Consider the following 25,284-nt stretch of genomic DNA (forward strand, 5'->3'; position numbering starts at 1 on the left):
TTTATTTTTTTAAATTTTAAAAGAAAACTGATTATATGTATATATATGTTCATAACATCGTTTTTCTCGATTTTCAATTCAAATTTTCAAATAGATTATTTTAATACTATATTGTAAGACTAATCTGTTTAATTATGATATTATGAAAAAATTATTACTCTTATTTATTTTAATTCCTCTTTTAAATTTTGGTCAAGTACAAATTGGACAAGATATTTTTGGAGATATAGAAGATAGACTTGGTTTCGCTGTAAGTTCTAATTCCGATGGTTCTATAATTGCTGTTTCATCACCAAATAATGAAAATGCTACTGGTTATGTTAGAGTTTATGAAAATATTAATGATTCATGGACACAGATAGGTCAAGATATTACTGGTGACTTTGGAGGCGATAAGTTTGGATTTTCAGTAAGTCTTAGTTCTGATGGATCTATTATAGCTATTTCTGCACCATATAGAGATGGTGGTATTGTTAAAGTATTCGAAAATGTAAGTAATAATTGGGTTCAATTAGGTGCTGATATAATTGGAGAATCTGAAGGTGATGTTTCAGGATATTCTATAAGTTTAAGTGGGAATGGTGATATTCTTGCTATAGGTACTCCTTACGGTAGTAGTACTAAGGGACATATAAGAATTTTTGAGAATATATCAGGTGTTTGGACGCAAAATGGTTCTAATATTGAAGGAGAGAATGTGTTTGATTTTTCAGCAGTTTCTGTTTCTTTAAGTAAAGATGGTTCTACCGTTGCTGAGGGTAGTTATTTAAACGGAGCAAATGGAGATTGGTCAGGACAGGCAAGAGTATTTAAGAATATATCAGGAGTTTGGACTCAAATAGGTGCTAATTTTAATGGTGAAACCGGTGATTTTTTAGGAATTTCTATAAGTTTAAATTCTAACGGTACGGTATTAGCTATAGGAGCTACTAAAGGTACTGATGATGATATAAATTATGGACAAGTTAAAGTATATAGAAATATAGATAGTAATTGGTCTCAAATTGGTTCTAATATTAATGCCACATCAGGTATTACTAATTTTGGTAGCGCTGTAGATTTGAATTCTAATGGTACGATATTAGCCATTGGTGATAACAGTAATGATGATAATGGTTTAGGTTCTGGAGAAGTAAAAATTTTTGAAAATGAAAATGAAAATTGGACTCAAATAGGAACTGATATCAATGGTGAATCAGTTGATGATTTTTTAGGATATTCATTAAGTTTGAATTCTTTAGGTACTACTATAGTTATTAGTGCTGGTGGTAACGATGGTAATGGTTTAGATTCCGGACAAGTTAAAGTTTATGATTTATCATCAATAGTAAATAGTCAAACCACTTTAATACCAGATATGGCCTTTGAACAAGCTTTAATAGACCAATCAATAGATAGTGATGGAATATTGAATGGTGAAGTTTTAACCTCTGATATATCCAGTTTAACAACCTTAAATGTTATGGATTCTGGTATTTCAGATTTAACAGGTATTGAAGATTTTGTAAACTTAACGAGTTTAAGGGCTGATATAAATGAGCTAACCAGTATAGATGTATCAAATAATACAAATCTAACAAGTTTAATTGTTACTTCTAATCAATTAACGAGTATAGATGTCTCAAATAATACAGGTTTAACATTTTTAGCTCTTGCTTTTAATCAGCTGACAAATTTAGATGTTTCTAATAATACAAATTTAATAACTTTAGGTGTTAGCTATAATGAATTAACAACTATTGATTTATCTAATAATATAAATTTAGAAGAGGTAATTATTTTTAATAATCAACTAACTAGTATTAATGTATCTAACATAACAGGTTTAATCGATTTATATCTTGGTTTTAATCAACTTACTAACATAGATTTATCTAGTAATGTAAATTTAGATTTAATATATATTAACAATAACTTACTTACTAGTATTGATTTAACTTCAAATAACCAATTAGGTTATGTTATACTTAATGATAATAGTTTAACAAGTCTAAATATCCAGAATGGATCAAATACTTTAATAGATTCTTATTTTATCGTCAACGGTAATTCTGACCTTTTATGTATTCAAGTTGATGATGTTAATTATTCAGAAACAAATTGGACTACTATTGATTTACAAACTAGTTTTTCAACAGATTGTAGTGCATTGAGTATCGTAGATTTTAATCAAAATAGTTTTAAAATATTTCCTAATCCAGCCAAAGACCAATTTACTATTCAATTAGATAAATTATCAAATTTACAAAACGTTAGTATCTATAATAATATAGGTCAATTGATTTTAACTTCTAAAGAAACCACTATTGATTCTTCTAAACTAGCCTCTGGTTTATACGTAGTAGAAATAGAAACTAATAGAGGAAAATCGGCTAAAAAACTGATTATAGAATAACTAAATATCACTTCGAGTAAAATTCTTATTTAAAAAATTGAGTATCGAGAAGTTTTATATAATAAAGAAAAAGCGTTGTAAATTTTACAGCGCTTTTTTCATTAAAAGAAATTTATTAAAATAAAAACTAATAAAATTATAGCCACTATTAACATACTATAATAACCACTATTTATTTTTTTAAATTTTAAAATAAAACTGATTATATATATGTTCATAACATCGTTTTTATCGATTTTCAATTGAAATTTTCAAATAGAGTATTTTAATATTATATTGTCAGTCTAATCTGTTTAATATGAAAAATGTACTACGCTTATTTATTCTAATTCCTTTTTTTAGTTTTGGTCAAATACAAATAGGAGAAGCTATTTTTAGTGATACAGATAATGACCAATTTGGAAGATCTATTGATTTATCATCAGACGGTAATATTTTAGCAGTAGGAGCGGTATATAATAACGGAAACGGTTCTCATTCAGGAAGTGTAAAATTATATGAAAACCAATCAGGTGTTTGGATTCAGGTTGGAGATGATATATATGGTGATTTACCTAATGATTTCTTAGGACTTTCCGTTAGTTTAAATTTTGATGGAAGTATTGTTGCAATAGGAATAACGGGAGCTGGAAACGATGGAAATGGTTTTAGTTCTGGTGCAGTTAAGATATATAGTAATCAATTAGGAGTATGGACTCAGTTAGGTCAAACAATTTTTGGTGAATCTTATAATGACAACCTTGGTAGATATGTAAATTTAAATTCAGTTGGAAATATTGTTGCAGTAACTTCAATCTTACATAATGGGTCAAAAGGTCAAGTTAGAATATTTGAAAATCAATCAGATGTTTGGACTCAAATTGGATCTGAAATAGAAGGTGAAGAATATAATGATGAGTTAGGATGGACTGTTGAGTTAAATTCAGAAGGTAATATAATAGCTGTTGGTGCAAGAAATAGTGACGGAATTAATGGAGGAATTAATGTAGGTATAGTTCGAATTTATGAAAATATATCAAATGTCTGGACTCAAATAGGTCAAGATATTGAAGGTGAATCAGATTACGATCAATCAGGCGTACGATTATCATTAAGTGCTGATGGAAATATCGTTGCAATTAGTGCTCCAACTAATGATGGTAATGGTGAAAATTCTGGTCATGTTAGAGTTTATGAAAATGTATCAGGCGTTTGGACACAAATAGGAACTGATATAGATGGACAAAACATATATTATAGATTTGGTTCCTCATTAGATTTAAGTGCAGATGGAAGTACTTTAGCAATTGGTTCAGGATCAATTTACGAGAATGGTTCTAATTCTGGTCAGGTAAAAATATACCAAAATCAATTAGATGTTTGGACTCAAATAGGTAGTTCTATTAATGGTGATGATTTAAATCAAGGTTTTGGTTATAAATTAAGTCTTAGTGCAGATGGAACGACTGTTGCAATTAGTTCACTTAATACCAGTGGAACTAATACTTGGTTTGGAAGCGCAAGTATTTATGATTTAAGTCTACTATTATCAACAGAAGATAAAACACTAAATGGATTCAATATCTACCCAAACCCAACAAAAAATCAATTCACAATTCAATTAGAAAACAATAAAGAACTACAAAACGTAACCATTTACAATAACTTAGGTCAACAAGTTCTAACGTCAAAAAAATCTGTTATAGATACATCTAAATTAGCTTCTGGTTTATATGTTGTAGAAATAGAAACAAATAAAGGAAAAGGCTCTAAAAAACTGATTGTAGAATAGATTTGTTAACACATATTTTAATCTAAGCGCTGTAATTTTACAGCGCTTTGGTATTAATTTAACCTTACCTAAACACCATTAAAAAATTAAACCGTAACTTTGTACCAAACTTAATAACCTCTCTTCGCTATATTTAAGTTTTAAATAATACCGTCATTGCGAGCAAAGCGTGGCAATCTCTTCAATAGATATGCTGCTTTGGTTCTTTAAAAATGACAAATACAATAATAGATTACAAATTAAATGACAAAAAAGAAACACAGGAAACCTTCAAATAATAAGATTTCCAACCTTACAAATACAATTCTTAGTATTTTAAAAAAAGACAGAAACTCAACATTTAACTATAAACAAATTGCAGCTAAAATTGGTGTTAACGATGCCAGTAGTCGCAATCAAATTATAAAGAAACTTCAGCAACTCAAAGCAAAGCAAGAGATTGAAGAAGTCGACCGTGGAAAGTTTAAAGCCATTGTTAACACCGAATATCATACAGGTATTTTAGACGTTGCTTCTAAAGGTAACGGTTATGTTATTTCAGATGATTTTGAAGAGGATATATTTATCGCTTCAAACAATATGAACAAAGCTTTACATGGAGATGAAGTAGAATTCTACGCATATAAACGAAAACATAGAGGCAAGCAAGAAGGAGAGATTACTAATATTATTAAACGTGCAAAAACGGAATATGTTGGTACCATTCAAATTCATAATAAAAAGAATTTTGCCTTTGTGGTTGTGGATAGTAACAAAATGTACACAGATATTTTTGTACCTATCAATAAAATAAACAAAGCTGAAGATGGAGATAAAGTTTTAGTATCTCTTGAAGAATGGCCAGAAAAAGCAGATTCGCCTAACGGAAAAGTCATACAAGTTTTAGGGAAACCAGGTGAACACGGTACGGAGATTAATTCCATCATGGCAGAATACGGTTTACCTTTAGAATTTCCTCATGAGGTTGAAGCCTACGCTAACAAGATCGATTTAGAAATTAAACCAGAGGAAATAGCGAAACGACGTGATATGCGTAAAGATTTAACCTTTACCATAGATCCTAAGGACGCTAAAGATTTTGATGATGCCTTATCTTTTAAAGTTCTAGATAATGGCTTATATGAGATAGGAATTCATATTGCCGATGTATCTCACTATTTGCAGCCAGGAACGGTTTTAGATGATGAAGCTTACGAACGTGCCACGTCTATTTATTTAGTAGATCGCGTAGTACCAATGTTACCAGAAATTTTATCTAATGGAGCCTGTTCATTACGTCCACACGAAGAGAAATATACATTTTCTGCAGTGTTTCATATGAATGATAAATGCGAAATTAAAAAGGAATGGTTTGGTAGAACCGTAACCTATTCTGATGCACGTTTTGCATATGAAGAGGCTCAAGCCATTATTGAAAATAATACGACACTTAATGAAGTTGATGTATTAAAGCATAAAGAAAAAATAAATACAACAATTCCTGCTGAAGTTTCATTAACAGGAGAAGAATATCAAACGTCTGTCGATGTTGCTCAAGCCACTATAAAAATGAACCAACTCGCTCGTAAAATGCGTTCAGCACGTATGCGAGATGGAGCGATTTCTTTTGATAAGGTGGAAGTAAAATTCGATTTAGACGAAGAAGCTAATCCGGTTGGAGTATTCTTTAAAACAAGTAAAGATGCTAATAAAATGATTGAAGAATTCATGTTATTAGCTAACAGAAAAGTATCGGAATTTGTAGGAAAACAAAAACCTGAGAAAACATTTGTTTACCGTGTCCATGATGAACCAGACGAATCCAAACTAGCACAATTACAAACGGTTGTGGCACGTTTTGGACATAAATTAAATTTTAAAGATAAAGGTAGTATTGCATCCTCTTTAAATAATTTACTAAAAGATGTTGTTGGTAAAAAAGAACAAAATTTAGTAGATACCTTAACAATTCGTACCATGTCTAAAGCCGAATATACCACACACAATATCGGTCACTACGGTTTAGCATTCGATTATTATAGTCATTTTACATCGCCTATTCGTCGTTATCCAGATGTCATGGCACATCGTTTATTGCAGCAGTATTTGGATGGTGAAAAATCAGCGAATCAAGAGATTTACGAAGAAAAATGTAAGCATTCTAGTAACATGGAATACTTAGCGACTAAAGCTGAGCGCGATTCTATTAAATACATGCAGATTCGTTTTATGCAAGATCATGAAAATGAAGAATTTATGGGTGTTATCTCTGGAGTAACGGATTGGGGAATTTATATAGAGATAATCTCTAATAAATGTGAAGGTATGGTAAGTGTTAGAGATATGAAAGACGATCACTATCAGTTTGACCAAGATCAATATGCTATGATTGGACAAAAAACAGGAACCATGTATCAGCTTGGTGATGAGGTTATTGTAAAGGTTAAAAATGCAGATTTGGCTAAAAAGCATTTGGATTTTTATATGGTTGGTAAACCTGAAACTGTTGATGAGTAACGGAGCTATCTGTAACAATTTTTCTAAAAATAAGACTTATAATAAAACGTTTATCGTATGATTCTTACAACCACCAATTCAATAGAGAACCATAAAATAATTGATTATTTAGGTATAGTTACTGGTATTTCTTTTAATTCTACACACTCTTATAAAGGAAAAAGTATGTCTTTTAAGGATATGTTCAGTTCACAAAAGTATTATGAAGCATATGCTAAAGGACTAGAAGTTGTAAAAGAAGAAGCGTTTCAAAAACTTCAAGATAACGCAAAAACTATAGGTGCTAATGCCGTTGTAGGTGTTCAAATTGATATAGAAACACTAGCTACTACAAATACCTTAATTGTTTCAATTACTGGAACAGCTGTAAAAGTTGCTGTTTAAATATAATACACATGAAAACAAGTACAAAAGCCGGGCTATACGTTTTTTTAATATTTGCCGTTATTTATGTTATTGTAAGATTTAGCATTCAAGCTATTTTTGTAGATATTAACCAAATGGTTTTAGCAGTTGCATCTGCTGTGATTACTGTAATTTTAACGCCTCAAAGACGTGTTATAAAAAAGCAATCTGGTGATGAAATTCAACTAAAATGGGTATTCAGTAAAAAGGTAATTATCTTAAAATAAAGGGATTAAAATATGAAATATATCATCTTAATACTAGCATTTACATTAGGTATTTCTAGTAATGCACAAGAGTCTATTGAAAAGCAAATTGGGGAATTTTCAACCGTTAAAGTATTTGATTTAATTCATCTTAAAATGATGGAATCGGATGAAAATAAAGTGGTCATTTCAGGTAAAAACAGAAATGATGTCGAAGTTGTTAATAACAACGGAACACTTAAAATACGGATGAATCTAAGAGAAAGTTATGACGGTAACGATACCGTGGTGATATTGTATTATACGTCAGTAGATGAAATTGATGCTAATGAAGGTGCAAAAGTGATTGTAAAGGAACCTATAAAGCAATATGAACTGGATTTAAGAGTACAAGAAGGAGCAGAAATTACAGCTGTGTTAGAAACAACGTACGCTAATTTAAGAGCCGTTACAGGTGGAATTATTAATGTAGCAGGAAGTTCTAAAAATCAAGATATATCCATTTATACAGGAGGAGCAATTAATGGTAAAGATTTTGTTACCGAAATAACAGATGTTAGTATAAACGCAGCTGGAGAAGCTTATATTCATGCCACAGAATCGGTAAATGCTAGAATTAAAGCCGGTGGTAATGTTTACATTTACGGTAAACCAAAAGAGATTGACGAAAAGACAATCCTTGGTGGTAAAATAAAACGTATGTAAGTTCGGTTGAGTTTCTTACATTTGTGTAAACCGCAAGTTTTACATGTTAGACGATATCTTAACAGCTATTCCTTTTGGAATAATTTTAGCCTTCACTATTGGACCAGTGTTTTTTGTATTACTAGAAACAAGTGCTACCAAAGGGTTTACAAGTGCCATTATATTTGATTTAGGAGTTATTTTCGCTGATATCGTTTTCATCCTTGTTATTTTTAAAAGTACAGATACACTTTTAGATAAAATAAAAGACGATCCAAAATTATTAGTTTTTGGAGGTGCATTATTAGTTATTTACGGACTTATAAGTTTCATAAAAACCTCTAAATCGTTCCGATCTATTGTAAGAGAGCATCATAGAATTGAACTTCCTAAAAAGGATTATGGTAAGCTTTTTGTAAAAGGATTTCTACTTAATTTTATCAATATTGGTGTGTTATTAGGCTGGTTAGGGTTTATAGTCATTGGGACTTCTATTACAACCTCTGAAAACGGCGTAACTATCTTTATTGTAACCATGTTAATAGCTTATTTCTTGACAGATTTGGTTAAAATAGCAGCTGCAAAACGATTAAAAAACAAGTTGACTCCACGACGTATTTTTAAGACTAAAAAAATAGTAGCCTTAGTGATTTTAGTTTTTGGAATTATACTGTTAAGCCAAGGTTTATTCCCGGATCTTTATGAAAAGGGAATTGAACAGATGGAGCTTGTTAATCCTATTTGATTGATAATTAAACATCTTTAAAATGTTATATTATGAAAAATATCTTTTTAAATCTTTTAATAGTAGTATTACTTATTTCCTGTAATGCTAATGAGAGTCAAACAGAAATTGAAGTTACTTCAGCTGATTTTTTCTTGCAAACGGATGAAAATCCAAATACTAATCAATTTTTGGGAACAATTGAAGGTTCAACTACTGAAGGGGAGGTTCAATTTTCATTAGAAGAGGAAGCTCCAACAGGAGCATTTTTAATTAATGAAAATACAGGAGAGTTGACGGTGAGAGATGCTTCACTTTTTAATTATGAAGTAAACCCAATTTTAACGGGAACGGTCAAAGTTTACAACGGTGATATTGCTGTATTTTCAGCAATAGAAGTTACTTTAAATGACTTAGTTGAAACTACTGATTTTGTAATTACGTTGGATGAAAATCCAAATAGTAATCAATTATTGGGAATAATTGAAGTTTCAATTAATGAGGGTGAAGTTCAGTTTTCATTAGAAGAGGAAACTCCAACAGGAGCATTTTTAATTAATGAAAATACAGGAGAGTTGACTGTAGGAGATGCTTCACTTTTTGATTATGAAGTAAACCCAATTTTAACAGGAACGGTTAAAGTTTATACTGATGATATTGCGGTATTTTCGGCAATAGAAGTTACTTTAAATGACTTAGACGAAATAGTTATAACTGTAGAAGCTACTGATTTCGAATTAAGTGTTAATGAAGATATACCAAATAATGAAGTTTTGGGCATTGTACAAGCTAATACAAATCACGGGGAACTAACATTTTCGATTCAAGAGCAATATCCTGTGAATGCATTTAGTGTAGACGCATCTACTGGAGAATTAAAAGTAAAAAATAGTAATCTTTTTAATTATGAAACCTACCCTATTATTTCTGGGATAATAAATGTTACTAATGATGATGTTTCTGCCAGCGCTGCGGTTACAATTAATCTTTTAGATGTTACTTATGACAATTCAATTTTTAAAGGTTCTTCTTCTACAGTTACTTCTGGCGCTAATCTTAATTTAGATATTACAAACCAAAACGTCGTTATACATTATGAGAACACTCAATTTTCGTATTTATATTATTACTTGGGCTTATATAATGGTGATATAAGGTTCTATGAAACTAATAATAACTTAATTACTAATTTTACGGAACAAGATATGTTTTATGGTAGTGGTTGCAGAGGTAATTTTACTTTAACCTATGATAGTTCTGACCGAATTACAAATATTCAGGTAGACATTACGCTTTGTGGCCCTGAAAGTTTAAATTATAATATTGAATATATAGGAAACACTGTTAACTTTATAGATCAAATTAATTCTGATGATAGAAGTATGGTTCTTAATGATAACGATCAGATTTTGAGTTATACAGTTGGAACTTCGACAGTTGATTTTGTTTATGATAGTAATAATAATTTAATTAATATATCCTCTGGTAATGGCTCTATTACTTATGAATATGATGATTACCAAAACCCTTATAAGTTTGATGAAACCTTAAATTTATCATTTGTACAGTATTTTGTATATGTATTAACAAATGGTTTTTTTGATAATTCTAATAGACTTAATAATATTTTTAATAACACAAATAATATTACAAGGATAGTTAGAACTAATGTTCAGTTTCCTATTGATGTTAATTACAGTTATAACTATAATTCAAATAATTATCCGATAAGCAAAACTTCAAATGTATATGATGGAAGTGTTCAGTATTATTACTTTGATTAAATAGAATTTGGTTAGTACAAACGTTGTTTGTTTTTAACTTTAGTAAAATTAAAAAACATCAACATAAGTTCAAGGGTTTCAGGAGTTATTATTGCGCTAGAATTCGAATCGCGTAACCATTAATCTAAATTTTCTTAAAATTTAAAAAATAAAAAAACCTCTAAGGGATCTTAGAGGTTTATCTTCTGAGGTGTCGAGCGGATTCGAACCGCTGTAGCAGCTTTTGCAGAGCTGAGCCTAGCCACTCGGCCACGACACCCTTTATTCCTTTTAAAAAAGGAGTCTCATCAATTTAAACTTAATTTAACGAGAGCGCAAATATAAAAATTATATACGTTATACCCTAAATAGCTTTACTTTTTTCGCTTTTGAGTCATTTTTATCGTAACCATCTCAACATCACCACCAATTGGCGGATTAATTTTACTAACAGCAACTGTAGCTTTAGTAATTAAGGCTTCTTCAATAAAAACACGATTCAAAATACGCTTGGCAACCGTTTCTAAAAGCTTAGAAGGTTTTGCCATTTCTTCTCTAACTATTTTATTTAGCAACACATAATCTACAGTATCACTTAATTCATCAGATCCTGCTGAGGTTTGCAAATTTGCTTTAACTTCAATATCTACACGGTAATCGCTACCAATAGCAGTTTCTTCTTTTAAACAGCCGTGATTAGCAAATACTCTTATGTTTTCAACCTTTATAATTCCCATAGGACAAAAATAATACTAAGTTCACATAAACTGAATTTCTAATAGAATTTTAATTCAGTTAATTAAGATCTGGTTACTGTTCGAAGTTGAAGTGAAACTTAGAGGGATTTTAGAACGCTATAAAACTCAAATAAAACCTGAATTAGCATCAGTTACCACTAATAAGTATTGTTTCTTGGTTCTTACAGCGAAGCGATCTTTACGCTTCTCTAACTCGTAAACAAGTCAAATATATTACTCATAGCACTTGTTTTGGCTTTATAAAATTCAGTATACGTGCACTTTTTACAGGTGACTGACGTAAATTTTTTGTTCTGAATATCAAAGATTTTAGAAAACGTACCACCAGTGGCTCGCATTTGGTCAACAGTACAGGTATTATTATGGCATTTCGGACATTTATAATTCATTTCAGTATTTGGTTATTGATTCATACTATCAGTCTAAAAAAGTAAATAAATGTTACAATTTGTTTAATTTTACCACCCGGAATAATGATGTTGAGAATTTTAGCTGTATAGGGATTTCACCTAACAGCGAATACCTAACAGCTAACACCTAAAACATGTCAGAAGAAAAAAAAGCACTCAATTTTATTGAGCATATTATAGAAGAAGATTTAGCGAACGGTTTATCAAAAGACAAGCTACGTTTTCGTTTTCCACCAGAGCCAAATGGGTATTTACACATAGGTCATACTAAAGCTATTGGTATAAGTTTCGGATTAGGTGAAACCTATAATGCACCAGTAAATTTAAGATTCGATGATACAAATCCTGCTAAAGAAGAGCAGGAGTATGTAGATGCTATTAAAAAAGATATTGCTTGGTTAGGGTACCAATGGGAAAATGAATTGTATTCTTCTGATTATTTTCAGAAGTTGTATGATTGGGCAGTTCAAATGATAAAAGATGGTAAGGCGTATGTAGATAGCCAAACCTCTGAAGACATAGCACAACAAAAAGGAACACCAACACAGGTAGGAACTAATAGTCCATATAGAAGCAGAAGTATCGAAGAAAATTTAGATTTATTTCAACGTATGAAAGCTGGGGAATTTCCTGCTGGTACACATATTCTTCGTGCAAAAATAGATATGGAAAGCCCAAACATGCTCATGCGAGATCCTATGATGTATCGTATTATGCATACCGAACACCACAGAACAGGTAACGATTGGTGTATTTATCCGATGTACGATTGGACGCATGGTGAAAGTGATTATATAGAACAAATTTCACACAGTTTGTGTTCTTTAGAGTTTAAACCACATAGAGAGCTTTATAATTGGTTTAGAGATCATATTTATGATTACGCTAAGGACGCATTACCATTGCCACCTAAACAACGCGAATTTGCCCGTTTAAACCTAAGTTATACCATTATGAGCAAGCGTAAATTATTACGTTTGGTTGAAGAAGGTATTGTTTCAGGTTGGGACGATCCACGTATGCCTACGATTTCTGGTTTGCGTCGTCGTGGTTATACTCCGAATTCCATTAGAAAGTTTATTGATAAAGTGGGTGTTGCCAAACGCGAAAACGTCATTGATGTGTCACTTTTAGAATTCTGTATTCGGGAAGATTTAAATAAATCTGCGAATCGTGTCATGGCCGTTTTAGATCCTGTAAAAGTGGTGATTACTAATTATCCTGAAGACAAGGAGGAATGGTTAGAAGCTGAAAATAATCAGGAAGATGATTCTGCTGGATTTAGAAAAGTGCCTTTTTCTAGAGAAATTTATATTGAAAAAGAGGATTTTAAAGAGGAAGCAGGTGCTAAGTTTTTTAGACTGCAAATTGGAGGTGAAGTGAGATTGAAAAATGCTTATATCATTAAAGCTAATTCAGTTGTAAAAGATGAAAACGGAGACATTACCGAAATTCATTGTACCTATGATGAAGACACCTCTAAAAAAGTAAAAGGAACATTGCATTGGGTGTCTATAAAACATGCGATAACTGCAGAAATTAGAGAATACGATCGTCTATTTATGCACGAATCGCCAGATAGCGACAAAGACAAAGATTTTATGGAATACGTAAACCCGAAATCTTTAACTATAAAAACGGGTTACTTAGAACCAAGTTTAGCTGATGTTGAAGTAGGAGAGCAGTTTCAGTTTCAACGTTTAGGCTATTTTAATGTTGATGATGATTCTAAACCAGGAAAATTAGTATTTAATAAAACAGTTGGTTTAAGAGATAGTTGGGCAAAACAGAAGCCTAAACCTCAGAATACTCAAAATCAGAATATACCAAAACCGCAACAACAAAAACGTTCGGCAATCAGTGTTATTCAGCAATTTGGTAAAAAATATACCAATTTACCTGAAGAAAAACAACTAAAAGTTAAATCTGAAATACAAGAGCTTGCTAAAGATGTCGCTTACGACGAATTAGAGCCTTTATTTGGTACGGCTGTAAAAAAAGCAGGGACTCGCATCGCAGTTTTAATTGCGTTAAAAGAACTGCTTAAAAATGGCTTAGAACAAAATGAAGCTATTACAGAATTTATTGATAAAGCTAAAGAGGATAAGAATGACGTCTTGGTTGCTGAGGCTTCAGATATTTAATATTTATATATTCTTACTATTTGAAAGTACCTATAAGGTTTTCAAAACCTTGTAGGTATTTTTTTTAAAATAACTAAATAATTTAGAGTAGTTTAGGATGTCTAAATTTCAAATTCAAATACATGAAAAAAATTACGCTCATTCTAACGTTACTTCTTATTGGAACTACCGTTTTTAGTCAGACTATTACTGGTAAAATTGTAGATATTGATAATAATCCTATTCCTTATGTTACACTTCAGATTGGTCCAAATTATGGAGTTATAACTAATGATGAGGGCGTTTTTACACTAGAAACGGATAATTTTTCAGACTCGGATAACGTTTCAATTTCATGTTTGGGGTATAAATCATTAGAATTTCAACTTTCAACATTTACAAAACCAACATATGTTTTAGAAGATTCTATAAGTGAGCTTTCAGAAGTTTTTATTACAAATAAACTTCTGTCTATTGAAGAAATTTTAGAAAATGTGAGAGCAAATATCTCAAAAAACTATCCTGTAAATGGTAATCAAAGGATTTTTATGAGAGAAAGCAGCAATTTTAATATTAAAGATTTTGACTTTGAAGTTTCAAAATCTTCCAATTTCAACAGAGCAACAATTAAAGACATTAATAAAAACTTTGAGACCATGAGTCAAATGATGGTCAATAATAATTCTAAGTTTTATGAAGATACACTATTAGACCTATTGCATATTGCAGATAGTACACAGAGTCAGATTATAAAAGCAACTAAATTAGTGAATATTGAAAAAGATTTATCTACCGATGCGGTGAATGGTAAATTAATAAAAAGTGTACTTAATGTGTTAGATTCTTCGGCAACTTACAAATTAAAAACAAGCATATTTACTATTGAAGATTCACTTAAAGTGGGTAAAATTATAAAGGAAGATTCTGAATCTAAAAAAGGAGAAACCACTGTAATTAACAATAAGGTATCTAGGATTATTAGAAACAATTCACTGGTAGAAAACTCAAATTTAGATTTTATATTCGAAGATAAAGGCTACGAGTATTCAATTGATGGAATCAGTTATCTCAACGATGAAGCAACTTACAGCATTAGCTTTAATCCCACAAAACGTTCTGCTAAATACACAGGTAAAATGTATGTAAACACGTCCGATTTCGCAGTGGTAAAGCTAGAATATGAATTTGCCGAAAATAGAACGGGTTCTAAAATGAATCTTAAACTTTTAGCAGGCTTTAAGTTCGAAGAAAATGCGTATCGTTCTACAGTGATTTTTAAAAAGAATGAGAATGCTGTTTATGACTTGTATTTTATCAGTCAAGAAAATGGAAACTACGTTTATCTTAATAGATCACTTAAATTTATTCGAAATAATACAGCAGAACAAACCGATAAACAGCAATTAAAATTAAAGTTTATGATCGAACAAGATTATAAGGCTAAAAGTGAATTATTTTTTATAAGTAAAGGATCATTGGAAGATGATTCAGCTTTTAAAATTACTAAAGAATATCCAATAAGTTATATCTCAAAATACGATCCTTCTATTTGGAAAGATTATAGTGTGTTGAGTCCTGTTCAAGCTATAATTGACTATAAAACTGATTAGGGTAACCATGGTTTTAACGTTTTATTGAGAGGGATTACTTTTAAAAAAGAGTAACTTTAGATAAACTCATCATATCATGGAAGAATCACAAAAAATACTTACTAAAATCTCTATAGTAACTAGAGATATAGAAGAGAATTATCCAGAACTTCAAAAATATTTAAGCGAAACTAGAAGTACATTACCTCATGGGTCTAATGAAATGGATAATATAGATACTTCAGATTTAGAAAATTACCTTAATGAGTTAAAAGAAATCAGAGATAGATATAAAGAAGAAGGTCATTGATTGCATGATTTAGTTCTATAAAAAAACCTCATAATTATTAGTTATGAGGTTTTTTTATAATTTAATCTTCTATGGGTTCGACCTTCATTTCATCTTCAGGAATCTCCAGAGCCGTTTCAAAATTTGGTAAAATTTGATCTTTTAGAGCGTCATTTTTGAACTGTTTAGCTTCAATAAACCACCAATAGTTATCGGCTTCATTATAAATTCCTAAAAGGTAACTTTTAGAAGAAATACGTTGTCCAGACATCACCATTTGATTGTAGCCTTCAACCACACATCGAAATTGACCTTGTTCTTTAACAATTTCAGACACACCATTAATATCTGCTTTTTCAAATACAAAACCTTGTGCTTTCATACCTTCAAAGGTAGATTCGATGACTTTTAAAGCAGCATCTTTGCCTCCCATCATGTCCAATACAGAGGGGAGTGTATGCTTTAGAACGGTTTCAAAGTCCATTTCTAAAGTTGCTTTAGACGTTGTTTTAGCATCTTTTAAAGCTTCTGTTTTGGTTTGAGAAAACACATTCACGCTTGTCGCTATTAAAACAAATAGCAATATCTTTTTTATATTATTCTTCATTTTTCTTTTGCTGATTTTTCATTGCCTCACCAATTTGATTACTCGCTGTAAAACTAGCGACCATATCATTTAACATTTGGCTACCTGCTTGTGGAGAATTTGGTAAAAGAATTAAGTTACTATTCGTTTCACTTCCAATAGCTTGTAAGGTATCGTAATGTTGTGTTACTACAATTAACGCCGAAGCTTCTTGACTGTTAATACCAACACGGTTTAAAACATCAACCGATTCTTCTAAACCACGAGCAATTTCACGACGTTGATCAGCAATACCTTGTCCTTGTAGACGCTTACTTTCAGCTTCCGCTTTTGCTTTTTCAACAATTAAAATACGCTGTGCATCACCTTCATATTGTGCCGCTGTTTTTTCTCTATCTGCAGCGTTAATACGGTTCATAGCTATTTTTACTTGTGGATCTGGGTCAATATCAGTCACTAAAGTTCTGATAATATCAAATCCATAGTCCATCATAGCATCATTTAATTCCGCTTTTACGGCTAAGGCGATATCATCTTTCTTCACAAAAACATCATCTAATTTCATTTTTGGTACTTCAGCACGCACCACATCAAAGACATAACTCGTTATCTGATCATGTGGATAATCTAATTTATAAAATGCATCATAAACACTTTCTGTAACGACTTTGTACTGCACAGAAACCTTTAGTTTTACAAATACGTCATCTAAAGTTTTAGTTTCAATGATAACATCTAATTGTTGAATTTTTAAACTCAAACGTCCCGCAACCTTATCCACTATTGGAATTTTCATATGTAAACCCGATTGACGAATACTGTGAAATTTACCAAAACGTTCTATAATGGCAGCAGTTTGTTGCTTGACCATAAAGAATGAGGATACTAAAATGATTAATCCAAAAAATATAATTGGAACTAGAATAAAATTTCCCATAACATGATTTTAAAGTTAAAACTAACTGACATTAAAAGTAAGATATTTTAATTAGATAAATTGAAATGAAGCAGATAATAGGTATACAACATTTTTAAAATGACGATAACGTTTTTTACGGATTCAATAATTTTAAAATAGTGGCATCCAATAACTTTACTTTGGTAATAGTTGAAGAAATAGAATCAGCCTTTATGGTGTCACCATTTTTCGTATATCCAATATAATTTCGATAACCTTCAGAGCGTAAGTCACGTCTTTTAGAAACTAAAGTAAAAAGCGAATCGGCTTCTAAACGATTAATTTCTGAAACCGGATTTTCCATTACAACATCAGGATATAAATCGTTTAAAATCTTCTGAGCCATATAAAAATGACCAATTTTATTAGGATGTACACCATCTGGAATAAACGTAGAATCAGACTTAATTCGTTTTACATCGTTTAAAAGGGAATCGAGAGGATGATGCAAATCTATAACTTGAAGTTTATCCGTTTCGAGACTTAATAACCAATCAGAATAGGCCGTTAAGACGTCATTGTATTTATAATAAGGATGCCAATATGCATGAGGTTCTCCTTCTTTTGAAACGCGATCTGCAATCGGATTAGGATCAAAAACTGTTGGTGTGAGTAGAATTAATTGTGCATTACGTGCTTCTACTTTAGATTTCAACTCTAAAATACCGTCTTTATAAGCTTTAAATAAGAGGGAATCTAAGGGCTGATAATTACCATCATTCATCCCATAACAGGCTACAACAACATCTGGTTTAATGTTTGTTAACGCTTTATCTAAGCGTTCCCTAACATTTGGTCTTGGAAATACACTATTGGCTTCTGAGGTTCCAGAAATCGTTTCACTTGATAGACCAATACTGATGATATCTAACTGATTATTAGGAAATTGTTTACGTAAATAATATTCTATAAAGTCTACATAATAACCATGTTGTGTGATGCTATTACCTAAAATCAAAACACGTTTATCATGTAAAGGTAATTCTACGACTACTGTAGGTCCTTCTGCTTTTTTTTCACTTTTACAAGACGTGCTTAAACTTAGAATAAACACCAAAAGGAAAACATAAGACTTCATAAGTTAAAATTTAAGTATAATTTTTATCACATGTATTGTCCCCTTGAGGGAAATTTAGATGTGTTTTAATATTTAAAGAAACTAAACTTGTTTTATAAATTGAGCGATACGATTTACCGTTTCAGCTTTACCAATCATAAACATAATATCAAATACATCTGGTCCTTGTAAGGCTCCAACGAGAGCTAATCGCAATGGCATCATTACTTTACCAAAACCGATCTCGTTTGTTGTAATCCAACCTTTAATATCAGTTTGAAGATTACTTACTGTAAAATCATTGGTTTTTGTAACCAAGTCCATCACTTTTGTCATCAGTTCAGCCGTATCTTCTTTAATGGCCTTTTTAGAGGCTTTTTCATCATAAGCGGTTGGAGCAGTAAAAAAGAAATGACTTAAGTCCCAAAAATCTTGAACAAATGTTGCGCGTTCTTTTATTAAACCAACGACCAAGGCTATATAATTAACATCAACATCTGCTAATTCAGGTTGCATGGTTTTAAACGCTTCAGCCAAATGTAAATCTAATTGCTGCTGCATATAATGATGATTAAACCATTTGGTTTTATCCGGATCAAAGCGTGCTCCAGCTTTATTAACTCGTGCTAAATCAAAATCTGCAACCAGTTGCTCTAAACTAAATATCTCTTGTTCTGTTCCTGGATTCCATCCTAAAAACGCTAAGAAATTAACCACAGCTTCAGGGAAATACCCATCTTCTTTATAACCTCTAGACACCGTTCCGTCTGGTGCTGTATATTCTAATGGAAATACAGGAAAGCCTAATTTATCACCATCACGTTTACTTAATTTTCCTTTTCCTGTTGGTTTTAAAATTAATGGTAAATGTGCAAATTCTGGTGCTTCCCAACCAAAAGCATCATATAATAATTGATGCAATGCTAAAGAAGGTAACCATTCTTCACCACGAATTACATGTGTAATTTCCATTAAATGGTCATCCACAATATTCGCTAGGTGATAGGTTGGCATACCATCGCTTTTAAACAACACTTTGTCATCTAATACATTGGTATCAATCGTTATATTACCACGAATGATATCTGTAAGATGTAAGGTTTCATCTTGAGGCGATTTAAAACGTATCACGTAATCCTCGCCAGCTTCAATTTTAGCTTTAGTTTCAGCTTCAGTTAAAACCAAAGAGTTTACTAAACGTCCTTTTTCACGGTTATGCCAGTTGTAGATAAAGGTTTTACCTTCTGCTTCGTGGCCTTTACGTTCTGCATCTAATTGTTCAGACGTGTCAAACGCATAATACGCATTTCCGCTAGCTATTAAATCATCTGCATATTGTTTGTATAAATGCTTGCGTTCACTTTGTCTGTAAGGACCAAATTTTTCGTTTTTCCCCGGACCTTCATCAAATGAAATACCACACCAATCTAAAGATTTTACAATATAATCTTCAGCACCTTCAACATAACGGTTTTGGTCTGTATCCTCTATTCGGAGAACAAAATCACCACCATGTTTTTTAGCAAATAAATAATTGAATAAAGCGGTTCTTACACCACCAATATGTAAAGGTCCTGTTGGACTTGGTGCAAAGCGCACACGTACGTTTTTAGACATAACGGAAAATCGAAATAGTTTGTCATTCTGAATTTATTTCAGAATCTTTTGCAAAGATAGATTTTTGAAGTTCAATGTTCAAAGTTTAAACTTCAAAGTTTCTAATCCCACCAACTGAAAATTACGACTGTGACTGAAAACTAATCTGTTATCATAGTCTTAGGGACACGCTTATTCATAATAGAAAACCAAAGTGGAGGCAACATGGCTAAGACCATTGATGTTGGATAACCATAAGGCATTTGTGGACTTTCCTCATGGCAATCTAATATTTGATATTTTTTAGATGTTTTATAATGATGATCACTATGTCTGGTTAATTCATACAATACAATTCTACCTATAACATGATTAGAATTCCATGAATGGATCTCCTTAACACGTTCGTAACGTCCGGATTTAGTTTTTAATCGCAACAGACCGTAATGTTCAATATAATTAACAGTTTCAAGGAGAATAAAACCAACAATTCCAGCAAAAAAAGCAAACAGTAAAGCTGAAGTCCCAAATATGAATAAAACTGCAATTAGATAGCTAATTTGAAAGAAAACGAACCAAAACATGTCATTTTTAAGCGAAAAGAAGTGTTTTTTGTTGTTTTTCAACAATTTGTTCTGAATGTTCCAAGCATTAAAATATTGCCGTAGTGTTGAAGTCAACCAAAAGGAATACACAGTTTGATTATAACGAGCTGTTGCAGGGTCTTCTGGAGTTGCTGCATGCAAATGATGACCAAAATTGTGTTCTATATAAAAGTGCATATAAAATGAAGGTAGAAGTAGCGCTTTGCCTAAAAAGCGTTCGTTTGTGGTTTGTCTATGGCCAAGTTCGTGAGCAACATTAATACCGTTAACACCCAAAACAATACCAACAGAAACAATGATTCCGACGAATTCATAAGTTTCTAATGCTGCGTTTGATACGGTAAATAATCCATAAATAACTAAACCATAAACAATAGGAAGATTTAAATACAACAACCAATCAAATAGCTTTTGTTTTAACTTATTGTCGGCTTCATCAGGCTTTAAATTATCCGTATCAACAGGAAATATCAGTTCTAAAATCGGAATGCAAACAAATCCAAAAATAGGAGTAGCCCAAATCCAATAGCCTTTAAAATACAAACTGAAGAAACAGACTAAAGGGATTGAAAATGCGGCTAGATATTTAAGGTCTTTCATATGTAGTTTGTCATTCTTTTAGAGGTAGAAATCCACGTTTAAGTTAAGAATGCCTCAATTTGAATCTAATTTAACACCAAAAACATCTAAATTAACAGAATCTTACCATTTTTCCCGAAATTGCAATTAAAATAAAATCGTAGTTTAGTCAGTTAAAGGTAATATGGCATTTTAAACCAAAGGCTAATAGCTAAAATCCAATAGCCAAAATCTAATGAGCAACTTTAATACTATAAAACAAAAACTAGAGCAATTCATTAAAAGGTATTACACCAATGAATTACTAAAAGGCGCTATCTTATTTTTCTCCATTGGTTTGTTATATCTCATTGTTACCTTATTTGTAGAATATGTATTGTGGTTGAATCCCACAGCAAGAACAATCTTATTCTGGACATTCATTGGAGTAGAATTAGCTTTATTCGTAAAATTCATCGCCATTCCATTATCACATTTATTCAAACTTAGAAAAGGTATCAATTTTGAAACAGCTTCTAAATTAATAGGAAATCATTTCCCAGAAGTCAGCGATAAACTATTAAACGTACTTCAATTAAACAAAAGTCCACAACAATCCGATTTATTATTAGCAAGCATAGAACAAAAGTCTCAAGAATTACAACCGATTCCGTTTAAGTCTGCGGTTAATTTTAAATCAAATACCAAATATTTAAAATATGCCGCCATTCCTATTGTCATTTTATTATTGTCCTTCGCCACAGGAAAAATAAATTGGTTTAGCGATAGTTACGAACGCGTGGTAAATTACCAAACGGCTTATGAACCACCAGCTCCTTTTCAATTTTTTGTGTTGAATGAATCGCTTCAAGCTATAGAAAATAAAGATTTTAAGTTAAAAGTATCAACCGCTGGAAATGTGATTCCAGAGAATGCACAAATCAAATTTAATGGGCAGTCGTACTTTTTACAACAAATAGCACCTGGCGAATTTCAATATACATTCAGCCTGCCAAAAGAAGCTGTAGAATTTACATTATCTGCAAATGATGTCACTTCAAAACCTTACAAATTAGAGGTGGTGAACACACCAAATCTCGTTAATTTTGAAATGGTTTTAGATTACCCGTCGCATACTAAAAAGCAAGATGAGGTATTGAAAAGTACCGGTTCAGCGGTTATTCCTGAGGGTACAAATGTGACATGGAAAGCCAAGACAAAGTCCACTACGGGAGTACAAATTTATGCCGAAGACACCTTGAGTTTCAAACCAATTGACAAAGGCAATTTTGAAGCTTCAAAACGTCTTTTTAGAAACTATAATTACAGTATCACCACGAGTAATTATGATTTAAAAGACTACGAGAATTTAGCCTATAATATTAATGTTGTAAAAGATACTTATCCTGAATTATCAATTAAGGTTCAAAAGGATTCCATAGATCAACAAAGCCTTTATTTTTATGGTCAGGCTACTGATGATTATGGTTTAACCAAGTTACAATTGGTGTATTATCCAGCTGATGATGAATCCAAAAAAGTTGTTGAGTCGATTACCATTTCAAAATCAAATTTTAGTGAATTTGTAAGTGCGTTTCCTAATCAATTCAACTTAGAAGATGGTGTAAGTTACCAACTCTATTTTGAAGTGTTTGATAACGATGCACTTCATAATTACAAGCGCACTAAAAGTTCCACGTTTAGTTACCGAAAATTGACTAAAGAAGAAGAAGAGCAGAAGCAACTTAATGAGCAAAATGAAACGATAAAAGATATTAGTAAAACGTTTGATAAACTTCAGGAACAAGATAAAAAGCTTGAAGAAATATCTAAAACACAAAAAGAAAAAGAAAGCCTGAATTTTAATGACAAAAAGAAATTTGAAGAGTTTTTAAAACGTCAGAAAAATCAGGAACAGTTGATGAAAAATTTCAACAAAAAACTACAGGATAATTTAGAAGAATTTCAAAAAGAAGAAGAGAAGGACGATCAGTTTAAAGAAGATTTAAAAGAACGTTTAAAGGAAAATGAAGAGCAACTTAAAAAGGACGAAAAGCTGCTTGAGGAACTTGAAAAGCTACAGGATAAAATTAATAAAGAAGAGTTTACAGAAAAACTTGAAGAATTAGCCAAGCAAAATAAGAATAAGCAACGCAGCATGAAACAGCTTTTAGAGTTAACAAAGCGTTTTTATGTGATGAAGAAAGCCGAAAAGGTGGCGAGGGACTTAGAAAAATTAGCTGAAGAACAAGAGCAATTATCAGAAAAGGATATAGAGAATACTAAAGACGCTCAAGAAAAATTAAACGATGAATTTGATAAGCTACAAAAAGAAATAGAGGAATTAATGAGAGAAGATAAACAGCTTCAAAAACCAATGGATATTCCAAGGGATGAATTTTTAGAAGATGAAATAAAATTCGATCAAAAAGAAGCTAAGGACGCTTTAGACAAGAAGGAAGAAAGCGAATCTGAAAAGAAACCACAAGAAGCACAAGAGCAGCAAGAAAAAGCTAAAGAAAAGCAAAAGAAAGCAGCTAAGAAGATGAAGCAGATCAGTGACATGATGAAAAAAGCTGCTAGTGGAGGTGGTGGAGGTGGTGAGCAAATGTCTGAGGATATCGATACGTTACGTCAAATTTTAAAAAACCTATTACTTTATTCTTTTGATCAAGAAGCTCTTATGGGAACTTTTGAGAGTATTGGAATTGATAATAATAAATATGGAAAGTACATTATAGAGCAAAGTAATCTTAGAGCTCATTTTGAGCATATTGATGATAGTTTATTTGCTTTGTCGTTAAGACAACCTAAGATTTCTGAACAAGTAAATTCACAAATTACCGATGTGTATTTTAATATAGACAAAGCTTTAGACAATTTAACAGAGAATAGACTTTATCAAGGTGTTGGTGCACAACAATATGCTGTAACAGCGACCAACGAATTGGCGAATTTTTTAAGTGATGTTTTAGATAATATGGAAATGCAAATGAATCCGTCTATGGGTGAAGGAAGTGGTGGCGGAGAACAGTTACCAGATATTATTATGAGCCAAGAGGAGCTTAATAAGAAAATGGAAGAAGGTGTTAAGAAAGGTGAAGAAGGAAAAGAAGGTGAAGAAGGAAAGGAAGGTGAGGGTGAAAAACCAGGTGAAGAAGGTAAGGAAGGCAAAGAAGGTGAAGGCGATAAGCCGGGAGATAAAGGAAAATCTGGTAAAGAAGGAGAAAGTGGTGAAAGTGGTGAGAGCGGAAAAGGCGGACAGAAAGAAGGTAAACAAGGTGAAGGTGGTCAATCTGGTGAAAACGGATCTCAAAATGGCGAAGGACAACAAGGTGGAAAGCAAGGAGAAAATGGCAAAGATGGTAAGGGAAACAAAGATGGAAAAAATGGTGGTGATAGAAATGGTGAAGGTGAAAATAATGACGGCTATGGTGAAGGTGGAAGTGAGGAACAAAACGGTGAGCTATTTAAAATTTACCAGCAACAACAACAATTACGACAAGCCTTAGAAGATCGATTAGTTAAAGATGGTAGAATAGAATCCGCAGGTCAATTGATTAGACAAATGGAAGAGATTGAATTGGATTTATTGAATACTGGTTTTACGAATCAGACCCTTCAAAAAATGATGGATCTTCAACATAATTTGTTAAAATTAGAGAATGCTACCTTCATGCAAGGGCAAGATTCAAAACGGAAATCTGAAACGAATAAAGAAGAATTTAATCAAACTAATCCTAGTCAAATTCCGACGGCGAAACAATATTTCAATACAACTGAAATTTTAAATCGTCAAGCACTACCTTTGCAGAATCAGTATAAGAGGAAAATTCAAGAGTATTTTAAGAAAACCAATGATTAGTTTTAACTACGAAACCGACTTTATTTTAGATCGAGAAGCAGAATTCACGCAGTGGATTTCATCTACCATTTTAGAAGAAAAATGTAAAATAGGAGATATCGACTATATCTTTTGTTCTGATGATTATTTACATAAATTGAATGTAGATTTTTTAAATCATGATACTTTAACAGATATAATCAGCTTTGATTATTCAGTAGGAAAAGAACTACATGGTGAGATTTATATATCTGTTGATCGTGTTAGAGAAAATGCATCGGAATTTAATACGGCTTTTAATGAGGAAATGGCACGCGTGATTATTCATGGTGTTTTGCATTACTGCGGTTATAAAGACAAAACTGATGCAGCGGAAAAAGAGATGCGTTCTAAAGAAGATTACTACTTAGCGAAACGCAATTAATACATACCAATTCAGTGTATATTTGCAGACTCAAAATTTTTTA

Annotated in this window: 20 protein-coding genes and 1 tRNA gene; 13 read left to right on the forward strand and 8 right to left on the reverse strand. The window is 31.8% G+C overall.

Annotated features, from left to right (window positions below; genetic code table 11):
* Nucleotides 1-142: 142 nt before the first annotated feature.
* The 8 genes from HM992_RS03305 (at nt 143) to HM992_RS03340 (ending at nt 10,465) form a co-directional block, all read left to right on the forward strand.
* Nucleotides 143-2,395 (forward strand): T9SS type A sorting domain-containing protein, encoded by a 2,253-nt coding sequence (locus HM992_RS03305; protein ID WP_179318707.1) that lies wholly within the window; start codon nt 143-145, stop codon nt 2,393-2,395.
* A gap of 298 nt (nt 2,396-2,693) precedes the next feature.
* Nucleotides 2,694-4,166 carry a T9SS type A sorting domain-containing protein gene (locus HM992_RS03310; protein ID WP_179318708.1) on the forward strand — a complete coding sequence of 491 codons (1,473 nt, stop codon included), beginning with the start codon at nt 2,694-2,696 and terminating at the stop codon, nt 4,164-4,166.
* A gap of 243 nt (nt 4,167-4,409) precedes the next feature.
* Nucleotides 4,410-6,662 carry a ribonuclease R family protein gene (locus tag HM992_RS03315; RefSeq protein WP_178986418.1) on the forward strand — a complete coding sequence of 751 codons (2,253 nt, stop codon included), beginning with the start codon at nt 4,410-4,412 and terminating at the stop codon, nt 6,660-6,662.
* A 57-nt stretch (nt 6,663-6,719) separates the two neighbouring features.
* Complete coding sequence (locus tag HM992_RS03320) at nt 6,720-7,046, forward strand: YbjQ family protein (protein WP_178986417.1); 327 nt, start codon at nt 6,720-6,722, stop codon at nt 7,044-7,046.
* Nucleotides 7,047-7,057: 11 nt separating this feature from the next.
* The gene (locus HM992_RS03325; RefSeq protein ID WP_178986416.1) at nt 7,058-7,294 is read left to right on the forward strand and encodes a hypothetical protein; all 237 of its coding nucleotides are present in this window, start codon (nt 7,058-7,060) and stop codon (nt 7,292-7,294) included.
* Nucleotides 7,295-7,306: 12 nt separating this feature from the next.
* On the forward strand, nt 7,307-7,978 hold the full coding sequence (locus tag HM992_RS03330; RefSeq protein WP_179318709.1) for a head GIN domain-containing protein: 672 nt from the start codon (nt 7,307-7,309) through the stop codon (nt 7,976-7,978).
* Between the two features lie 43 nt (nt 7,979-8,021).
* Nucleotides 8,022-8,702 carry a LysE family translocator gene (locus tag HM992_RS03335; protein WP_179318710.1) on the forward strand — a complete coding sequence of 227 codons (681 nt, stop codon included), beginning with the start codon at nt 8,022-8,024 and terminating at the stop codon, nt 8,700-8,702.
* 32 nt (nt 8,703-8,734) lie between these two features.
* Nucleotides 8,735-10,465, forward strand: coding sequence for a cadherin repeat domain-containing protein (locus HM992_RS03340; RefSeq protein WP_179318711.1), 1,731 nt, complete (start codon nt 8,735-8,737; stop codon nt 10,463-10,465).
* A 188-nt stretch (nt 10,466-10,653) separates the two neighbouring features.
* Here HM992_RS03340 and HM992_RS03345 read toward each other — a convergent pair.
* The 3 genes from HM992_RS03345 to HM992_RS03355 form a co-directional block, all read right to left on the reverse strand.
* Nucleotides 10,654-10,724 (reverse strand) — tRNA-Cys (locus HM992_RS03345).
* A gap of 94 nt (nt 10,725-10,818) precedes the next feature.
* Entirely contained in the window at nt 10,819-11,181 is a 363-nt protein-coding gene (folB, locus tag HM992_RS03350; protein WP_178986412.1) for a dihydroneopterin aldolase, read from the reverse strand.
* Between the two features lie 209 nt (nt 11,182-11,390).
* Entirely contained in the window at nt 11,391-11,591 is a 201-nt protein-coding gene (locus HM992_RS03355; RefSeq protein WP_179318712.1) for a zinc ribbon domain-containing protein, read from the reverse strand.
* A 155-nt stretch (nt 11,592-11,746) separates the two neighbouring features.
* On the opposite strand from HM992_RS03355, the gene HM992_RS03360 reads away from it, so the two are divergent.
* The 3 genes from HM992_RS03360 to HM992_RS03370 all read left to right on the forward strand — a co-directional run bounded on the left by HM992_RS03360 (nt 11,747) and on the right by HM992_RS03370 (nt 15,634).
* Nucleotides 11,747-13,756, forward strand: coding sequence for a glutamine--tRNA ligase/YqeY domain fusion protein (locus tag HM992_RS03360; protein ID WP_179318713.1), 2,010 nt, complete (start codon nt 11,747-11,749; stop codon nt 13,754-13,756).
* Between the two features lie 122 nt (nt 13,757-13,878).
* Nucleotides 13,879-15,345 carry a carboxypeptidase-like regulatory domain-containing protein gene (locus HM992_RS03365; protein WP_178986410.1) on the forward strand — a complete coding sequence of 489 codons (1,467 nt, stop codon included), beginning with the start codon at nt 13,879-13,881 and terminating at the stop codon, nt 15,343-15,345.
* A 76-nt stretch (nt 15,346-15,421) separates the two neighbouring features.
* Nucleotides 15,422-15,634 (forward strand): hypothetical protein, encoded by a 213-nt coding sequence (locus HM992_RS03370; protein WP_195806599.1) that lies wholly within the window; start codon nt 15,422-15,424, stop codon nt 15,632-15,634.
* Nucleotides 15,635-15,695: 61 nt separating this feature from the next.
* Here the strand turns inward: HM992_RS03370 and HM992_RS03375 are convergent, their stop codons facing one another.
* The 5 genes from HM992_RS03375 to HM992_RS03395 all read right to left on the reverse strand — a co-directional run bounded on the left by HM992_RS03375 (nt 15,696) and on the right by HM992_RS03395 (nt 21,015).
* A complete protein-coding gene (locus tag HM992_RS03375; RefSeq protein ID WP_179318714.1) occupies nt 15,696-16,220 on the reverse strand; it encodes a hypothetical protein in 525 nt (174 codons plus the stop codon).
* Nucleotides 16,210-17,136, reverse strand: coding sequence for an SPFH domain-containing protein (locus HM992_RS03380; protein WP_178986408.1), 927 nt, complete (start codon nt 17,134-17,136; stop codon nt 16,210-16,212). The genes HM992_RS03375 and HM992_RS03380 overlap by 11 nt, the downstream gene beginning before the upstream one ends.
* Nucleotides 17,137-17,251: 115 nt before the next feature.
* A complete protein-coding gene (locus tag HM992_RS03385; protein ID WP_179318715.1) occupies nt 17,252-18,235 on the reverse strand; it encodes an SGNH/GDSL hydrolase family protein in 984 nt (327 codons plus the stop codon).
* Between the two features lie 81 nt (nt 18,236-18,316).
* Nucleotides 18,317-19,831: a glutamate--tRNA ligase gene (gene gltX / locus HM992_RS03390; protein WP_179318716.1), complete on the reverse strand. Its 1,515-nt coding sequence runs from the start codon at nt 19,829-19,831 to the stop codon at nt 18,317-18,319.
* Between the two features lie 140 nt (nt 19,832-19,971).
* Entirely contained in the window at nt 19,972-21,015 is a 1,044-nt protein-coding gene (locus HM992_RS03395) for an alkane 1-monooxygenase (protein WP_179318717.1), read from the reverse strand.
* 214 nt (nt 21,016-21,229) lie between these two features.
* Between HM992_RS03395 and HM992_RS03400 the strand changes: the two genes are divergently transcribed.
* Together HM992_RS03400 and ybeY are read left to right on the forward strand one after the other, a co-directional pair.
* A complete protein-coding gene (locus HM992_RS03400; protein ID WP_179318718.1) occupies nt 21,230-24,838 on the forward strand; it encodes a DUF4175 family protein in 3,609 nt (1,202 codons plus the stop codon).
* A complete protein-coding gene (gene ybeY / locus HM992_RS03405) occupies nt 24,831-25,241 on the forward strand; it encodes an rRNA maturation RNase YbeY (protein WP_178986403.1) in 411 nt (136 codons plus the stop codon). The genes HM992_RS03400 and ybeY overlap by 8 nt, the downstream gene beginning before the upstream one ends.
* Nucleotides 25,242-25,284 lie beyond the last annotated feature (43 nt).

Source organism: Winogradskyella helgolandensis, from assembly GCF_013404085.1.
GTDB classification, from domain to species: domain Bacteria; phylum Bacteroidota; class Bacteroidia; order Flavobacteriales; family Flavobacteriaceae; genus Winogradskyella; species Winogradskyella helgolandensis.

Excerpts from the sequence above, each read along its gene's own strand:
- HM992_RS03305 (WP_179318707.1), top strand. The coding sequence starts at position 143 with ATGAAAAAATTATTACTCTTATTTATTTTAATTCCTCTTTTAAATTTT.
- HM992_RS03310 (WP_179318708.1), top strand. The coding sequence starts at position 2,694 with ATGAAAAATGTACTACGCTTATTTATTCTAATTCCTTTTTTTAGTTTT.
- HM992_RS03315 (WP_178986418.1), top strand. The coding sequence starts at position 4,410 with ATGACAAAAAAGAAACACAGGAAACCTTCAAATAATAAGATTTCCAAC.
- HM992_RS03320 (WP_178986417.1), top strand. The coding sequence starts at position 6,720 with ATGATTCTTACAACCACCAATTCAATAGAGAACCATAAAATAATTGAT.
- HM992_RS03325 (WP_178986416.1), top strand. The coding sequence starts at position 7,058 with ATGAAAACAAGTACAAAAGCCGGGCTATACGTTTTTTTAATATTTGCC.
- HM992_RS03330 (WP_179318709.1), top strand. The coding sequence starts at position 7,307 with ATGAAATATATCATCTTAATACTAGCATTTACATTAGGTATTTCTAGT.
- HM992_RS03335 (WP_179318710.1), top strand. The coding sequence starts at position 8,022 with ATGTTAGACGATATCTTAACAGCTATTCCTTTTGGAATAATTTTAGCC.
- HM992_RS03340 (WP_179318711.1), top strand. The coding sequence starts at position 8,735 with ATGAAAAATATCTTTTTAAATCTTTTAATAGTAGTATTACTTATTTCC.
- folB (WP_178986412.1), bottom strand. The coding sequence starts at position 11,181 with ATGGGAATTATAAAGGTTGAAAACATAAGAGTATTTGCTAATCACGGC.
- HM992_RS03355 (WP_179318712.1), bottom strand. The coding sequence starts at position 11,591 with ATGAATTATAAATGTCCGAAATGCCATAATAATACCTGTACTGTTGAC.
- HM992_RS03360 (WP_179318713.1), top strand. The coding sequence starts at position 11,747 with ATGTCAGAAGAAAAAAAAGCACTCAATTTTATTGAGCATATTATAGAA.
- HM992_RS03365 (WP_178986410.1), top strand. The coding sequence starts at position 13,879 with ATGAAAAAAATTACGCTCATTCTAACGTTACTTCTTATTGGAACTACC.
- HM992_RS03370 (WP_195806599.1), top strand. The coding sequence starts at position 15,422 with ATGGAAGAATCACAAAAAATACTTACTAAAATCTCTATAGTAACTAGA.
- HM992_RS03375 (WP_179318714.1), bottom strand. The coding sequence starts at position 16,220 with ATGAAGAATAATATAAAAAAGATATTGCTATTTGTTTTAATAGCGACA.
- HM992_RS03380 (WP_178986408.1), bottom strand. The coding sequence starts at position 17,136 with ATGGGAAATTTTATTCTAGTTCCAATTATATTTTTTGGATTAATCATT.
- HM992_RS03385 (WP_179318715.1), bottom strand. The coding sequence starts at position 18,235 with ATGAAGTCTTATGTTTTCCTTTTGGTGTTTATTCTAAGTTTAAGCACG.
- gltX (WP_179318716.1), bottom strand. The coding sequence starts at position 19,831 with ATGTCTAAAAACGTACGTGTGCGCTTTGCACCAAGTCCAACAGGACCT.
- HM992_RS03395 (WP_179318717.1), bottom strand. The coding sequence starts at position 21,015 with ATGAAAGACCTTAAATATCTAGCCGCATTTTCAATCCCTTTAGTCTGT.
- HM992_RS03400 (WP_179318718.1), top strand. The coding sequence starts at position 21,230 with ATGAGCAACTTTAATACTATAAAACAAAAACTAGAGCAATTCATTAAA.
- ybeY (WP_178986403.1), top strand. The coding sequence starts at position 24,831 with ATGATTAGTTTTAACTACGAAACCGACTTTATTTTAGATCGAGAAGCA.